This window comes from Ferrimonas balearica (genome assembly GCF_019802085.1).
GTDB classification, from domain to species: domain Bacteria; phylum Pseudomonadota; class Gammaproteobacteria; order Enterobacterales; family Shewanellaceae; genus Ferrimonas; species Ferrimonas balearica_B.
Genome location: NZ_JAHVHV010000005.1, coordinates 25017 through 40148 on the forward strand (window position 1 = coordinate 25017; position 15132 = coordinate 40148).

At 61.9% G+C, this 15132-nt stretch carries 14 protein-coding genes and 3 tRNA genes; 13 read left to right on the forward strand and 4 right to left on the reverse strand.

Features of this window, described 5'->3' with window-relative positions; all coding sequences use genetic code 11:
• Window positions 1–2 precede the first annotated feature (2 nt).
• The 3 genes from KUV81_RS16810 (at window position 3) to purF (ending at window position 2733) form a co-directional block, all read left to right on the forward strand.
• The gene (locus tag KUV81_RS16810) at window positions 3–551 is read left to right on the forward strand and encodes an SPOR domain-containing protein (protein ID WP_222545060.1); all 549 of its coding nucleotides are present in this window, start codon (window positions 3–5) and stop codon (window positions 549–551) included.
• 134 nt (window positions 552–685) lie between these two features.
• Window positions 686–1171 (forward strand): CvpA family protein, encoded by a 486-nt coding sequence (locus KUV81_RS16815; protein ID WP_222545274.1) that lies wholly within the window; start codon window positions 686–688, stop codon window positions 1169–1171.
• A gap of 47 nt (window positions 1172–1218) precedes the next feature.
• On the forward strand, window positions 1219–2733 hold the full coding sequence (gene purF, locus KUV81_RS16820; protein ID WP_222545061.1) for an amidophosphoribosyltransferase: 1515 nt from the start codon (window positions 1219–1221) through the stop codon (window positions 2731–2733).
• 59 nt (window positions 2734–2792) lie between these two features.
• Here the strand turns inward: purF and KUV81_RS16825 are convergent, their stop codons facing one another.
• Window positions 2793–3392, reverse strand: coding sequence for a Yip1 family protein (locus KUV81_RS16825; protein WP_222545062.1), 600 nt, complete (start codon window positions 3390–3392; stop codon window positions 2793–2795).
• A 194-nt stretch (window positions 3393–3586) separates the two neighbouring features.
• Between KUV81_RS16825 and KUV81_RS16830 the strand changes: the two genes are divergently transcribed.
• Window positions 3587–4309 (forward strand): tRNA-(ms[2]io[6]A)-hydroxylase, encoded by a 723-nt coding sequence (locus KUV81_RS16830; protein ID WP_222545063.1) that lies wholly within the window; start codon window positions 3587–3589, stop codon window positions 4307–4309.
• A 9-nt stretch (window positions 4310–4318) separates the two neighbouring features.
• Here the strand turns inward: KUV81_RS16830 and KUV81_RS16835 are convergent, their stop codons facing one another.
• Together KUV81_RS16835 and KUV81_RS16840 are read right to left on the reverse strand one after the other, a co-directional pair.
• Window positions 4319–5071, reverse strand: coding sequence for a UDP-2,3-diacylglucosamine diphosphatase (locus tag KUV81_RS16835; RefSeq protein WP_261389469.1), 753 nt, complete (start codon window positions 5069–5071; stop codon window positions 4319–4321).
• Window positions 5061–5555, reverse strand: a complete 495-nt coding sequence (locus KUV81_RS16840) for a peptidylprolyl isomerase (protein WP_222545064.1) — start codon at window positions 5553–5555, stop codon at window positions 5061–5063. The genes KUV81_RS16835 and KUV81_RS16840 overlap by 11 nt, the downstream gene beginning before the upstream one ends.
• A 143-nt stretch (window positions 5556–5698) precedes the next feature.
• On the opposite strand from KUV81_RS16840, the gene cysS reads away from it, so the two are divergent.
• Entirely contained in the window at window positions 5699–7081 is a 1383-nt protein-coding gene (cysS, locus tag KUV81_RS16845) for a cysteine--tRNA ligase (RefSeq protein ID WP_222545065.1), read from the forward strand.
• A 61-nt stretch (window positions 7082–7142) separates the two neighbouring features.
• On the opposite strand, the gene folD is transcribed toward cysS, so the two are convergent.
• Entirely contained in the window at window positions 7143–7997 is an 855-nt protein-coding gene (folD, locus tag KUV81_RS16850; RefSeq protein WP_222545066.1) for a bifunctional methylenetetrahydrofolate dehydrogenase/methenyltetrahydrofolate cyclohydrolase FolD, read from the reverse strand.
• A 186-nt stretch (window positions 7998–8183) separates the two neighbouring features.
• On the opposite strand from folD, the gene KUV81_RS16855 reads away from it, so the two are divergent.
• The 8 genes from KUV81_RS16855 (at window position 8184) to hupB (ending at window position 15090) form a co-directional block, all read left to right on the forward strand.
• Window positions 8184–8260 (forward strand) — tRNA-Pro (locus KUV81_RS16855).
• A gap of 30 nt (window positions 8261–8290) precedes the next feature.
• A tRNA-Arg gene (locus tag KUV81_RS16860) sits at window positions 8291–8367 on the forward strand.
• A gap of 11 nt (window positions 8368–8378) precedes the next feature.
• Window positions 8379–8454, forward strand: a tRNA-His gene (locus KUV81_RS16865).
• Between the two features lie 235 nt (window positions 8455–8689).
• Complete coding sequence (gene tig, locus KUV81_RS16870; protein ID WP_222545067.1) at window positions 8690–9991, forward strand: trigger factor; 1302 nt, start codon at window positions 8690–8692, stop codon at window positions 9989–9991.
• A 97-nt stretch (window positions 9992–10088) separates the two neighbouring features.
• Window positions 10089–10706, forward strand: a complete 618-nt coding sequence (gene clpP, locus KUV81_RS16875) for an ATP-dependent Clp endopeptidase proteolytic subunit ClpP (protein WP_222545068.1) — start codon at window positions 10089–10091, stop codon at window positions 10704–10706.
• A gap of 67 nt (window positions 10707–10773) precedes the next feature.
• Window positions 10774–12051 carry an ATP-dependent protease ATP-binding subunit ClpX gene (gene clpX / locus KUV81_RS16880; RefSeq protein ID WP_222545069.1) on the forward strand — a complete coding sequence of 426 codons (1278 nt, stop codon included), beginning with the start codon at window positions 10774–10776 and terminating at the stop codon, window positions 12049–12051.
• Between the two features lie 129 nt (window positions 12052–12180).
• The gene (lon, locus tag KUV81_RS16885) at window positions 12181–14538 is read left to right on the forward strand and encodes an endopeptidase La (protein ID WP_222545070.1); all 2358 of its coding nucleotides are present in this window, start codon (window positions 12181–12183) and stop codon (window positions 14536–14538) included.
• A 264-nt stretch (window positions 14539–14802) separates the two neighbouring features.
• Window positions 14803–15090 carry a nucleoid-associated protein HU-beta gene (gene hupB, locus KUV81_RS16890; RefSeq protein WP_315900099.1) on the forward strand — a complete coding sequence of 96 codons (288 nt, stop codon included), beginning with the start codon at window positions 14803–14805 and terminating at the stop codon, window positions 15088–15090.
• The last annotated feature ends 42 nt before the right edge of the window (window positions 15091–15132 follow it).

Below are 15132 nucleotides of genomic sequence, written 5' to 3' on the forward strand. Positions count from 1 at the left end.
GCTTGGCCAAACAGCTGCATAACCGCATCGTAGGCATCGTGGTGCTGACCGCCCTGGGGGTGCTCTTCCTGCCCGAGTTGCTCAACGGTGAGAAGGCCCGGGTGGAGGAGCATTTTGCCACCATTCCGCTGCGGCCCAGCGCCGAGCGGCCGGAGCGACCGGCGGACGCCTACCAGCCCATCGAGGCCCAGGCACCCAGCGAAGTGGCGGCCCTGGTAGCCGAGGCCGACGCGCCGGCCGAAAAAGCGGCCGAGTCGGACGGAACCGTTGAGGTGCCGGTGGTCGAGGTGTCCACTCCGGCCCAGGCGGCCTGGGCAATTCGACTGGGCAGCTTCCGCGATGCCGGTAACGTCGGTCGATTGGTGAAGAGCCTGCAGGAGCAGGGCTATCGGGCCTACACGGTGCCCGCCAAGCCGGTCTCCGGGCAGCTGACCGTGGTCTACGTGGGCCCGGACGTCTCCCAGGAGAAGCTCAAGCGCACCCAGAAGAGCCTGGCCGACGAGCATGGCTTGCAGAGCCAGCTGGTCAAATACGACCCCCTACAGATGTGAGCCCGCCCAGCGGGCTCTTTTTTTGCCCCGGTTACAGGGGCTCACGAGAAATGCACAACGGCTCTAGTGAGAAAGCGTGGTGGCTCTGGTAGAATCGCCGCGCATTGGAAATCTGGAAGGATGAACTTGTGACCATGGTGTGGTTTGACTACGCGATCCTGGCGGTATTGGGGATCTCGGTGCTGATCAGCTTGATCCGCGGCTTCGCCCGGGAGGCGCTGTCGTTGGTGGTGTGGGTTGCGGCCTTCATCATCGCCAGCCGCTTCTACGAGGACCTGGCGGTCTACCTGACGCAGCTGAACGACCCCATGATGCGCAAGGGTGCGGCCATCGCCATCCTGTTTGTCTCGACCCTGATCCTGGGGTCTCTGGTGAACTATCTGGTGGGTCAACTGGTCGATAAGACCGGGCTCTCCGGAACCGACCGGGTGCTGGGGATCTGCTTCGGCGCCGTGCGCGGTGTCCTGGTGGTGGCGGCCATGCTGTTCTTCCTGGACTCCTTCACCGGCGCCTCGGACGCCCAGTGGTGGCAGGACTCGGTGCTGGTGCCCGAGTTCGGCACGGTGATCCAGTGGTTCTTCGACTACCTGGAACAGTCGTCCAGTTTCCGAAACACATAACAATAAGCCCTAAAATAGAACATCGACCTTTGTGAGGACTCTCAATAATGTGTGGTATCGTCGGAATCGTCGGTCACTCTCCGGTTAATCAGGTCATCTACGATGCCCTGACCGTCCTGCAACATCGCGGCCAGGACGCCGCCGGCATCGTGACTGTGGATGGCCAGGCGTTTCGCTTGCGCAAGGCCAACGGCCTTGTCAAAGATGTGTTTGAGATTAAGCACATGCATCGCCTGCAGGGCACCTCTGGCATCGGCCACGTGCGCTACCCCACCGCCGGCAGCGCCAGCGCCTCCGAGGCGCAGCCCTTCTACGTCAACTCCCCCTTCGGCATCACCCTGGCTCACAACGGCAACCTGACCAACGCCACCGAGCTGAAGGACGCCATGCGTAGCATGCGCCGCCACATCAACACCACCTCCGACTCGGAGCTGATGTTGAATGTGCTGGCCCACGAGCTGCAGATGATCCCGGGTCAGGAGATCAACGCCGAGCAGATCTTCTCCGCCGTGCGCAACCTGCATCGCCAGGTGCGCGGCGCCTACGCCACCGTGGCCCTGGTCATTGGCCAGGGGATGATCGCCTTCCGTGACCCCAACGGGATCCGGCCGCTGGTGCTGGGCAAGAAAGAGACCGAGCTGGGCACCGAATACATGGTGGCCTCCGAGAGCGTGGCCCTGGATGCCGTGGGCTTCAGCCGCATGCGCGACGTGGCCCCGGGCGAGGCGATCTTTGTCGACCGAGCCGGCCAGCTGTTCACCCAGCAGTGCGCCGATGCGCCCCAGCATGTGCCCTGCATCTTCGAGTTCGTCTACTTCGCCCGCCCCGACTCCACCCTGGATGGGATCTCCGTCTACGCCAGCCGGGTCAACATGGGCCGCAAGCTGGGCGCCAAGATCGCCCGCGAGTGGGAAGATCACGACATCGACGTGGTGATCCCCATTCCGGAAACCTCCTGCGACATCGCCCTGCAGATCGCCCAGGAGCTGGATCTGCCCTACCGCCAGGGCTTCGTGAAGAACCGCTACATCGGCCGGACCTTCATCATGCCGGGTCAGAGCGAGCGCAAGAAATCGGTGCGCCGCAAGCTCAACCCCATCAGCGACGAGTTCAAGGGCAAGAACGTGCTGCTGGTGGACGACTCCATCGTCCGTGGCACCACCTCTCAGCAGATCATCGACATGGCGCGGGAAAGCGGCGCCAACAAGGTGTACTTCGCCTCCGCTGCTCCGGAGATCCGCTTCCCCAACGTCTACGGCATCGACATGCCCAGCCCCAACGAGCTGATCGGCTACGGCCGGGAAGTGGAGGAGATCCGCGAGCTTATCGGCGCTGATGGCCTCATCTTCCAGGACCTGCCGGACCTGGAAGCCGCGGTGCGGGAGCAGAACGACGGCATCGCCCACTTCGAGACCTCAGTGTTCGACGGCCGGTACGTCACCGGCGACGTGGACCAGGGCTACCTGGATCGTCTCAACGCCTCGCGCAACGACGACGCCAAGACCGCCCGCTCCAAGGAGCAGGGGACCAACCTCGAGATCCACAACGTCTGCCACCCCTGAGGGAGTGGAGCACAAAAAAAACGCGCCCTCGGGCGCGTTTTTTTATGCGAGCGAGCAATCTAGCCCATGTAGGCCGGGCCGAAGCCGTAGCTCCAGAGGATCACCGAGCTGGCCATGATGGCCACCAGCAGCACCAGGCCGCAGGTCACCAGGGAGCTGGCGTAGATGAAGCCCCGCTCTTCGGGGATGTTCATCAGGATGGGCACTCCGGAGTAGAGCAGGTAGACCGAGTAGCTGACCCCGGCGAGACCGGCCATCATCACGAACCACAGCTCCGGGTAGAGGGCGGCAAAGCCGACCATAAACAGCGGGGTGGCGGTGTAGGCGGCCAGCTCCAGGGCCTGGGAGAAATCGGGATCGGCGCCAAAGGTCTTGGCCATCCAGTTGGCCAGGTAGGCCAGGGCAAAAACGCCGGCGATCAGAGCCACATACATGGCGGCGGAGATCTTCAGGGCGCTGGCTTGCGTCAGTCGGATGGGATCCCCGGCGCCGATGCTCCAGCCGATGTGGGCGCTGGAAAAATAGCCGCAGATGGCGGGGATCAAAGCGATGATCATGATGTGGATCAAGCTGGCAGAGAGGCCCTCATGGCTGCTCTCAATGCTTTTCCATTCTTGCTTCGGGTGTGCGTACAAACCCCATAAGTGGTTGAGAATCATAGTTATAGTCCTTCCCTTTACGTCACTGTGCGTTTTCGTCAGTCACTTCAGACGGTACAACTACTGCTCGCTCTTTTAGTTATTGGTGAATGTCAGGGTCGAGTCAAGCACTTATGTGATCCAGATCACGCCGGGCGCAAAGAAGGGATCCGGTATACTGCGCAGCTGTGACCCTAAATCGCCATGGAGGCCCCGTGTCCCTGCTCGACCCCATCCACCGGTTTCTGCACTGCGCCACCCCCCAGGCCTGGCTGGACGCGGCCGTCGCCCAGCCCCAGCTGCTGCTCATCGATCACTGCAACTGCGAGCTCAAGGCGGCCCAGACTGCGGTGCGCCTGATGCGCCGCTACGACGCGGTGCCGGAAGCGGCCCTGATGGCGTGGCTGGCGCCCTACGAGGCGGTGGCCTTTGGCCGCCTAGCCCCTGAGGCGCTGCTGGCCCAGCGGCCGGCCACTCCGGTTTTGAGCGATAAGTCCGAGATGGTGGAGAAGCTGTTTCTGCTGGTGCGGGAGGAGCTGCACCATTTCGAGCAGGTGCTGGAGATCATGCAGCGGCGCGGGGTGGCCTACGGGGCGGTGTCGGCGTCGCGCTACGCCAATGGCCTGCTGGCGTCGGCCCGGCGCACCGAACCCGGAGCCCGGGTGGACCGGCTGATCATCGGTGCCTACATCGAGGCGCGCAGCTGCGAGCGTTTTGCGGCGCTCATCCCCCATGTGGATGAGGAGCTGGGGCGATTCTACCGGTCGCTGCTGCGCTCCGAGGCCCGCCACTATCAGGACTACCTGGCGCTGGCTCAGGGCTTCAGCGACACTGACATCGGCGAGCGGGTGGCGCAAATCGGGGCGGTGGAGGCGGATCTTATCCGTATGCCCGACCCCCAGCTGCGCTTTCACAGCGGGCCGCCTCAGGCGGCCTGAACGCCGGGGCTAGAAAGCGCGGCTGGTGAGCTCGGCGTGGCCAGGGGTGATCACCAGTACGCTGTCCTGATGATACCAGTCGCCCACCACCAGGCGGTGGCGCTGATGGGGCAGGGGGTGGATGGCGGGTCTGTGGGTGTGGCCGTGGATCAGCCGGCTGGCGTGATGGGTCGCCATCAGGGCGTCCACCGCCTTGGGGGTGACGTCCATGATCCGCTCGTCTTTTTGCTGGGTGTGCATGCGGCTCTTGGCCCGGGCCCGGCGGGCCAGTGCCCGACGCATCGCCAGGGGCAGGGAGAGCAGCATCATGCGAAACCAGGGGCGGTTTCGCAGGCGTCGAAACTTCTGGTATTCCCGGTCCTCGGTGCACAGGCTGTCGCCGTGCAGGATCACCGTGGTTTCCCCGTACAGTTCCAGCACCTCCGGCTCCGGCAGCAGGGTCATGCCGCAGCGCCGGGCGAAGCGGGGGCCGATCAGAAAATCGCGGTTGCCGTGGCAGAAGTAGATGGGCAGCTTGGTGCTGGCCCGACGCAGCCGCTCGGCAATCTGATCGCTGAAGGGGGTCACGTCGTCGTCGCCGATCCAGGCTTCGAACAGGTCACCGACGATGTAGAGGGCGTCGGCGCCATCCAGCTCCTCGTCCAGGAACCGGGTGAACGCCTGGGTGATGTCCGGTCGGCCGGGGGAGAGGTGCAGATCGCCGATCACCAGGGTGCGAGGGCCGCCTTGGGCGGCCCTCTGGGTCAGGGTGTTAGGCTTCAATGGTCACCTTCTCGATGACCACGGCCTCCAGGGGCACGTCCTGATGCATGCCGTGGTTGCCGGTGCTGACGCCCTTGATGGCGTTCACCACGTCCATGCCGTCCACCACTTCACCGAACACGCAGTAACCGAAGCCCTGCATCGACTCGTTTTTGAAGTCGAGGAAGTCGTTGTCGTTGACGTTGATGAAGAACTGGGCGGTGGCGGAGTGCGGATCCGGGGTACGGGCCATGGCGATGGTGCCGGTCTTGTTGGACAGGCCGTTGCTGGCTTCGTTCTCGATGCCGCCCTTGGTGGGCTTCTGCTGCATCTGAGCGTCGAACCCGCCGCCCTGGATCATGAACCCGTCGATGACGCGGTGGAAGATGGTGCCGTCGTAGAAGCCCTCTTTGGCGTACTCCAGGAAGTTCGCTACGGTCTTGGGGGCTTTCTCGGCGTCCAGCGCCAGCTTGATGGCGCCGAAATTGGTCTGCAGTGTCACCATGGGTGTGTTCTCTTCATTAAAGGTTCAGCCGGGATTCTAGCGGATCCCCGCTTCGGGAAAAAGGTCGCGGGAACCGGCCTGTTACGTGTTAGAATAGCGCCTTTGTTTTCGCCATAAGGCTCAGTTCGAGCACGAGTTCAACGATGTTACAGATCTTCAATACCCTGACACGACAAAAAGAGGCTTTCACACCCATCGAACCCGGCAAGGTCGGGCTCTACGTCTGCGGGGTCACCATCTACGATTACTGTCACATCGGCCATGCTCGTACCTACGTCGCGTTCGACACCATGGTGCGCTACCTGCGCAGCCAGGGGTTGGAGGTCACCTACGTCCGCAACATCACCGACGTGGACGACAAGATCATCAAGCGGGCGGCAGAGAACGGCGAGAGCTGCGAGGCCTTGGTGGCCCGCTTCACCGAAGCGATGTACCAGGATTTCGACGCCCTGAACCTGCTGCGCCCGGACATCGAACCCACGGTGACCGGCCACATGGGCGAGATCATCGACATCATCCAAAAGCTGGTGGACAAGGGCCACGCCTATGTCACCGCCGGCGGCGACGTCTGGTTCGAGGTCAGCACCTTCAATGACTACGGCAAGCTGTCCCGCCAGGATCTGGAGCAGTTGCAATCCGGTGCCCGGGTTGAGGTGGATGAAACCAAGCGCAACCCCATGGACTTTGCCCTGTGGAAGAGCGCCAAGCCCGGTGAGCCGAGCTGGGACTCCCCCTGGGGCGCCGGTCGGCCCGGCTGGCACATCGAGTGCTCGGCGATGAACGGCAAGCACCTGGGTGACGTCTTCGACATTCATGGCGGTGGCTCCGATCTGATGTTCCCCCACCACGAGAACGAAGTGGCGCAAAGCTGCTGTGCCCACGACACCAACTACGTCAACTACTGGATCCACTCCGGCATGGTGCAGGTGAACAAGGAGAAGATGTCCAAGTCCCTGAACAACTTCTTCACCATCCGCGAAGTGCTCAAGGTGTACCAGAGTGAGTCGGTGCGTTACTTCCTGCTCTCCAGCCACTACCGCAGCCAGCTCAACTACTCCGAGGAGAACCTCAACCAGGCCCACGCGGCCCTGGAGCGCCTCTACACCGCCCTGCGTGGCGTCGAGTCGGCGGCCGAGCTGAACCTGGACAACGACTTCGTTCGCCGCTTCAACGCCGCCATGGACGACGACTTCAACACCGCGGAGGCTCTGCCGGTGCTGTTCGACCTGGCCCGGGAGCTGAACATCACCAAGGAGGACGGCGAGTCCGACGAGGCGGCCCAGCTGGCTGGTCTGCTGCGCCACCTGGGGGCGGTACTGGGCCTGTTGCAGCAGGCGCCGGAGCAGTTCCTGCAAGGGGGCGGTGACGACGATGAAGTGGCCAAGATCGAAGGCCTGATCCAGGCGCGCAACGACGCCCGGGCCAGCAAGGACTGGGCCGCGGCGGACGCCGCCCGTGATGAGCTGACCGCCATGGGGATCGTGCTGGAAGACGGTGCCGGTGGCACCAGCTGGCGTCGCAAGTAACCTCCTATTCCGCCATAAAAAAAGCCCGCAGTTGCGGGCTTTCTTGCGTTTGGGGGCCGGCTCAGCTGTGGTACTGCTCGCAGGCAAACAGGGTGTTCTCCAACAAACTGGCGATGGTCATGGGGCCCACGCCGCCGGGCACCGGGGTGATGTGGCTGGCGCGCTCGGCGGCCACCGGGTAATCCACGTCCCCCACCAGGCGGCCATCCTCCAGGCGGTTGATCCCCACGTCGATAACGATGGCGCCGGGCTTGATCCAGTCACCGGGGATGAAGTGCGGTTTGCCCACGGCCACCACCAGCAAGTCGGCGCGACCCACCTCGGCCTTGAGGTCCTCGGTAAAGCGGTGGCAGGTGGTGGTGGTGCAGCCGGCCAGCAGCAGCTCCAGGGTCATGGGGCGGCCCACGATGTTGGAGGCCCCCACCACCACGGCATGCAGGCCGTGAGTCTTGACGCCGGTGGACTCGATGAGGGTCATGATCCCCATGGGGGTGCAGGGGCGCAGTACCGGGATGCGCTGGGCCAGGCGGCCGACGTTGTAGGGGTGGAAGCCGTCCACGTCCTTGTCCGGCTGGATCCGCTCGATCACCTTGGCGCTGTCGATGTGCGCCGGCAGAGGCAGCTGCACCAGGATGCCGTCGATGGTCGCGTCCCGGTTGAGCTCATCGATAAGGGACAGCAGGGCGGTCTCCTCGGTATCGGCGGGCAGGTCGAAGCTCTTGGAGAGGAAGCCCACCTGCTCACAGGCCCGGCGCTTGTTGCCCACGTAGACCTGGGAGGCCGGGTCCTGGCCCACCAGGATCACGGCCAATCCGGGAGGCCGCTTGCCAAGGCGAACCCGTTCGGCCACGTTATGTTGAATGGTTTGGCGGATGTCGGCGGCAATGGCTTTTCCATCGATGACGGCGGCTGGCATGGGGATCCCTGTCTAAAGTGTGATAACGGCGACATTTTATCAGTCAGTGCCAAGGCTGTCACAGATGCCGGCAAGGGGTTGCGCAACCTTTGTGCAAAAGGGGTGGCAACCGGAAAAAAGGTTTGACGACAAAGGGGGCCAGCGCTAATATGCGCCCCCGTTGAGAGGCCAGCGCCTCCGACGTGTCGGTGAATAGCGCAGCCTGGTAGCGCATCTGGTTTGGGACCAGAGGGTCGGGGGTTCGAATCCCTCTTCACCGACCACTTAAGGTACGCAAGGTAAACCCTGTTTCTGCGCCCGTAGCTCAGCTGGATAGAGCAGCTGCCTTCTAAGCAGCTGGCCGCAGGTTCGAGTCCTGCCGGGCGTGCCAAGCAAATTGTGGTGGCTGTAGCTCAGTTGGTAGAGTCCCGGATTGTGATTCCGGTTGTCGCGGGTTCAAATCCCGTCAGCCACCCCACTCTTTACGAAGGGGAGACGCGTTCAGCGTCTCCCCTTTTTCATTGAAATTTCCCCCTCCGATCCCCATCTCGACTCTGCTGGGCGCTGTCGCTATAATGGCGCGTCTTGATCCCGGCGAGGACGCCGATTTTCACCTCAGAAGGGCGCACGACGCCGCCCCTGAGACCGGATTTTTTTACCAGCGGGGGATCCCGCTGGTCAGCACAAGAACATCGAGTACTTGAGGTAACGAAATGCAAGTTTCTGTTGAAACCACCCAGGGCCTGGAACGCCGCATGACCATCACCGTCGCGGCCGCCGATTTTGAGCCCAAGGTGACCGAAGAGATGAAGAAAGAAGCCAAGCGCGTGCGCCTGGATGGTTTCCGCCCGGGCAAGGTGCCGGTTTCGGTATTCAAGAAGCGTTTTGGCGCTTCCATTCGTGCTCAGGTGATGGGCGACGTGATGCAGCAGAGCTTCTTCCAGGCCATCGTTGAGCAGAAGCTCAACCCCGCCGGCATGCCGAAGTTCGAGCCCCTGAAGAGCGAAGAGGGCGGCGACCTGGAGTTCGCGGCCATCTTTGAAGTGTACCCGGAAGTGGCCCTGGCCGGTCTGGACAGCATCGAAGTGGAGAAGCCCACTTGCGACGTGACCGACGCTGACGTCGACACCATGCTGGAAACCCTGCGCAAGCAGCACGCCGAGTTCAACGCCGTTGAGCGCGAAGCTGGCGACAACGACCGCACCAAGCTGGACTTCACCGGTTCCATCGACGGTGAAGAGTTCGAAGGCGGCAAATCCGAAGGCTTCGAACTGGTGATCGGCAGCGGCCGCATGATCCCGGGCTTCGAAGAGGGCGTTAAAGGCCACAAGGCCGGCGACGAGTTCACCATTGAGGTGACCTTCCCCGAGGAGTACCACGCCGAGAACCTGAAGGGCAAAGCCGCTCAGTTCGCCATCAAGCTGCACAGCGTTGAAGAGCAGGTCCTGCCGGAACTGAACGACGAGTTCGTGGTCAAGTTCGGCATCGCCGAAGGCGGCGTGGAAGCCCTGCGTGCCGAAGTGCGCAAGAACATGGAGCGCGAGCTGTCCCAGGCGCTGAAAAACGCCGTTAAGCAGCAGGTGATCGAAGGTCTGGTGAAGGCCAACGACATCGACATGCCCCAGGCCCTGATCGATTCCGAAATCAACGTTCTGCGCCAGCAGGCGATGCAGCGTTTCGGCGGCCAGCAAGCCCAGAACATGCCGGAACTGCCGGCTGAGCTGTTCCAGGACGAAGCCAAGCGCCGCGTCCAGGTGGGTCTGCTGCTGGGTGAAGTGATCAAGTCCCAGGACCTGAAAGTGGACGACGAGCGCGTCAACGCCCTGATCGCCTCCATGGCCTCTGCCTACGAAGATCCTCAGGAAGTGGTCGACTACTACGCCGGCAACCAGGAAATGATGCAGAACATGCGCAACGTTGCCCTGGAAGAACAGGCGGTTGACGCCGTTCTGGCTCAGGCTAAAGTTACTGAGAAAGCAGTGAACTTTGACGAGTTCATGAATCAACAGCGCTAAGTTAAGTTGAGTTGACTTGGCCGCCTCGGCCAATCTTATAATGGCTCGTGTGAGGCTTTGCTCATGCGGGCCATTTTGTTAGGAAGACGGATTAACTATGCAGCACCTGCTCGATTCCCCTCTGAACGCTCTGGTGCCCATGGTGGTTGAACAAACCTCCAAGGGGGAGCGCTCCTACGACATCTACTCCCGTTTGCTCAAAGAGCGGGTGATCTTCCTCACCGGTCCGGTGGAAGACCACATGGCCAACCTGGTGGTGGCGCAGCTGTTGTTCCTGGAGTCGGAAAATCCGGACAAGGACATCTACCTGTACATCAACTCGCCAGGCGGCTCGGTGACCGCGGGCATGTCCATCTACGACACCATGCAGTTCATCAAGCCCGATGTCAGCACCGTCTGCATGGGCCAGGCGGCCAGCATGGGCGCCTTCCTGCTGGCCGGCGGCGCCAAGGGCAAACGTCACGTGCTGCCCAACAGCCGTGTGATGATCCACCAGCCCCTGGGGGGCTTCCAGGGCCAGGCGTCGGACATCGCCATTCACGCCCAGGAGATCATCGGCATCAAGCACAAACTCAACACCTTGCTCGCCGAGCACACCGGCCAACCGCTGGAGGTGATCGAGCGGGACACCGACCGGGACAACTTCATGAGCGCCACCGATGCCGTCGAGTACGGGCTGGTGGACTCCGTGCTGACCCGCCGGGCCGCTGAATAAGCAAAGGCCCTAAGCCTGTCTTAGACTCTAGAGACAACCGTGACGCACCAGCACCAAGAGGTCGTTAATGAGTGATATCAAGAAGGGGGATGGCGATAACAGCAAGCTGCTGTACTGCTCTTTCTGCGGAAAGAGTCAGCACGAAGTGCGCAAGCTGATCGCTGGTCCCTCTGTGTACATCTGTGATGAGTGCGTTGACCTGTGCAACGACATCATCCGGGAAGAGGTGAAGGAGCTGTCGCCCAAGCGCGCCTCCGATCGCCTCCCCACCCCCCACGAGATCCGCGCCCACCTGGACGAGTACGTGATCGGTCAGGAACAGGCCAAGAAGGTCCTGGCCGTGGCCGTGTACAACCACTACAAGCGCCTGCGCCACGGTGGTGACAGCGCCGAAGTGGAGCTGGGCAAGAGCAACATCCTGCTGATCGGTCCCACCGGTTCCGGTAAGACCCTGCTGGCGGAAACCCTGGCTCGCCTGCTGGACGTGCCCTTCACCATGGCCGATGCCACTACGCTGACCGAAGCCGGTTACGTGGGCGAGGACGTGGAGAACATCATCCAGAAGCTGCTGCAGAAGTGCGATTACGATGTGGAGAAGGCCCAGCGCGGCATCGTCTACATCGATGAGATCGACAAGATCTCCCGCAAGTCCGACAACCCCTCCATCACCCGTGACGTGTCCGGGGAAGGGGTGCAGCAGGCCCTGCTGAAGCTGATTGAAGGCACCGTGGCCGCGGTACCGCCCCAGGGCGGCCGCAAGCACCCCCAGCAGGAGTTCCTGCAGGTGGACACCTCCAAGATCCTCTTTATCTGTGGCGGCGCCTTTGCCGGCCTGGATAAGGTGATCGAGCAGCGGGCCTTTACCGGCACCGGCATCGGTTTCGGTGCCGAAGTGCGCAGCAAAGACGACGGCAAGTCTCTGACCGAGACCTTCGCCCGGGTGGAGCCGGAAGATCTGGTCAAGTACGGCCTGATCCCCGAGTTTATCGGTCGTCTGCCGGTGGTGGCCACCCTGGGGGAACTGGACGAGGACGCCCTTATCCAGATCCTGCAGGAGCCGAAGAACGCCCTGACCAAGCAGTACGGCGCCCTGTTCGATCTCGAAGGGGTGGAGCTGGAGTTCCGCGAAGACGCCCTGCGCGCCATTGCCCGTAAGGCGATGGAACGCAAGACCGGCGCCCGTGGCCTGCGCTCCATCGTCGAGGGCACTCTGCTGGACACCATGTACGACCTGCCCTCCGCTTCGGACGTGGCCAAGGTGGTGGTGGACGAGTCGGTTATCAAGGGCGAAACCGCGCCTTTGCTGATCTACAACGGAGACGCCCAGGCCGCCTCCGCGGAATGAGCGAAGTGATTGATGAAAAAGGGGCCATTGCGGCCCCTTTTTTTGTGACGAGGTCATTGAATCCTCTGGATCCGGCCCCATATACTGGTTATCCCCCTTATCAATCCTGCAGCAAAACGGAATCGAGCGATGACCCTAGAGCGTTCTGACCACGTTGTCATTCCTGTGCTCCCACTCAGGGATGTGGTGGTCTACCCCCATATGGTGATCCCCCTCTTTGTGGGTCGAGAAAAATCTATCCGCTGCCTGGAAGCGGCCATGGAACAGGAGAAGCAGGTGCTGCTGGTGGCCCAGCGTGAGGCCGACCAGGACGATCCCTCCGAGGACGACATCTACCAGGTGGGGACCGTGGCCTCCATCCTGCAACTGCTGAAACTGCCCGATGGCACCGTCAAGGTGCTGGTGGAGGGCGGACAGCGCGCCCGCATCGAGCAGATGACCGAACTGGACCCCTTCTTCGTGGCCGAGGCCAGCTTCCTCACCTCCAAGCCGCTTCCGGAGCGGGAAGAGGAGGTGCTGGTGCGCACCGCCATCAGCCAGTTTGAGGGCTACATCAAACTCAACAAGAAGATCCCGCCGGAGGTGCTGACCTCCCTCAACGGCATCGACGAAGCGGCCCGACTGGCCGACACCATGGCTGCCCACATGCCGCTCAAGCTGGCGGACAAGCAGGCGGTCATCGAGATGGTGGACGTGGGTGAGCGGCTCGAGTATCTGATGGCCACCATGGAGTCGGAGATCGACATCCTCCAGGTGGAGAAGAAGATCCGCACCCGGGTCAAGAAGCAGATGGAGAAGAGCCAGCGGGAGTACTACCTCAACGAGCAGATGAAGGCGATCCAGAAAGAGCTGGGTGAGCTGGATGACGCGCCGGATGAGTTCGAGGCCCTGACCAAGAAGATCGACGAGGCCAAGATGCCCGCCGAGGCGAAGGAGAAGACCGTCGCCGAGCTCAATAAGCTCAAGATGATGTCGCCGATGTCCGCCGAGGCCACCGTGGTGCGCAGCTACATCGACTGGATGGTGGGCGTGCCCTGGACCAAGCGCTCCAAGGTGAAAAAAGACCTCACCGTGGCCAGCGAAGTGCTCAACTCCGATCACTACGGCCTGGAGAAGGTGAAGGACCGCATCCTGGAGTACCTGGCGGTGCAAGCCCGGGTCAAGCAGCTCAAGGGCCCGATCCTCTGCCTGGTGGGACCGCCAGGGGTGGGTAAGACCTCCCTGGGCCAGTCCATCGCCAAGGCCACCGGGCGCAAGTACGTGCGCATGGCCCTGGGGGGCGTACGGGACGAGGCGGAGATCCGCGGTCACCGTCGTACCTACATCGGCTCCATGCCCGGTAAGCTGATCCAGAAGATGTCCAAGGTGGGGGTGAAAAACCCGCTGTTCCTGCTGGATGAGATCGACAAGATGAGCTCCGACATGCGCGGCGATCCCGCCTCCGCGTTGCTGGAGGTGCTGGACCCGGAGCAGAACAGTGCCTTTAACGATCACTACCTGGAAGTGGACTACGACCTGTCCGACGTGATGTTTGTCGCCACCTCCAACTCCATGGCCATCCCCGGCCCGCTGCTGGACCGGATGGAGGTGATCCGTCTGTCCGGTTACACCGAGGACGAAAAGCTCAACATCGCCCTGCAGCACCTGCTGCCCAAGCAGCTCAAGCGCAACGGGGTGAAGCCGACGGAGCTGACCGTTGAGGACAGCGCCATCATCGGCATCATCCGCTACTACACCCGGGAAGCCGGCGTGCGCTCGCTGGAGCGGGAGATCTCCAAGATCTGCCGCAAGGCGGTCAAGCAGATCCTGCTGGGCAAGGCGGACAAGACCGTGGTGGTCAATATGGAGAACCTCAAGGACTTCCTCGGTGTGCAGCGCTTCGACTACGGCAAGGCCGAGGAGAGCAACCAGGTGGGTCAGGTCACCGGCCTGGCCTGGACCGAAGTGGGCGGCGATCTGCTGACCATCGAAACCACCTCGGTGCCGGGCAAGGGCAAACTGACCTACACCGGCTCCCTGGGCGATGTGATGCAGGAGTCCATCCAGGCGGCGATGACCGTGGTGCGGGCCCGGGCCGAGAAGCTGCGGGTCAACGGCGACTTCTACGAGAAGCGGGACATCCACGTCCACGTGCCTGAGGGCGCCACCCCCAAAGATGGCCCCTCCGCTGGTATCGCCATGTGCACCGCCCTCGTCTCCAGCCTCACCGGCAATCCGGTTCGGGCGGATGTCGCCATGACCGGCGAAATCACCCTGCGGGGTGAGGTGCTGCCCATCGGTGGCCTCAAGGAGAAATTGTTGGCGGCCCACCGTGGTGGCATTAAGCGCGTGCTGATCCCTAAGGAGAATGAGCGCGACCTGGAAGAGATCCCGGATAATGTAAAAGCGGATCTCGATATTCGGGCGGTTCGTTGGATCGACGAGGTTTTAGCCCTGGCGCTGGAGCACCCACCAGAAGGGTTTGAAGTGGTGCAAGCCACTAATTAATCAACCAATATCAAAATGCGCCCCCAGGGGCGCATTTTTTGACTAAAGATGGCTAAAAAGGGGTTTTCAACACGAAAATACGTGGTAGTGTAGAGAACTGACGCAGCCCTGAACCCGCTGTAGACCGCAGCAGGACTGGGTTTGAGCCGTATCCAATTAATGGAATTTGCTGTCTGTATGGCGCTTGAACTTCAAATTCAGGCTTGCTATAAAACTTTCCGCAGACCGCGCTTTAATGGAACAGGCGGCGGCGCGAATAATAGCATTCAAGGGGATGATATGAACAAGTCTCAACTGATCGATCAAATTGCTTCTGGCGCAGACATTTCTAAAGCGGCCGCTGGCCGTGCGCTGGACTCTTTCATCGACGCCATCACCACTTCTCTCAAGGACGGTGACAAGATCTCTCTGGTAGGTTTCGGTACTTTCGAAGTGCGTGAGCGAGCTGAGCGTACCGGTCGCAATCCGCAGACCGGTAAAGAAATCAAGATCGCTGCCGCGAAGATCCCTGCCTTCAAAGCCGGTAAGGCGCTGAAGGACGCTGTAAACTAAGCATTGGTTTACGGTTCAACGCTCAAGCCCCGGCTTGAGCGT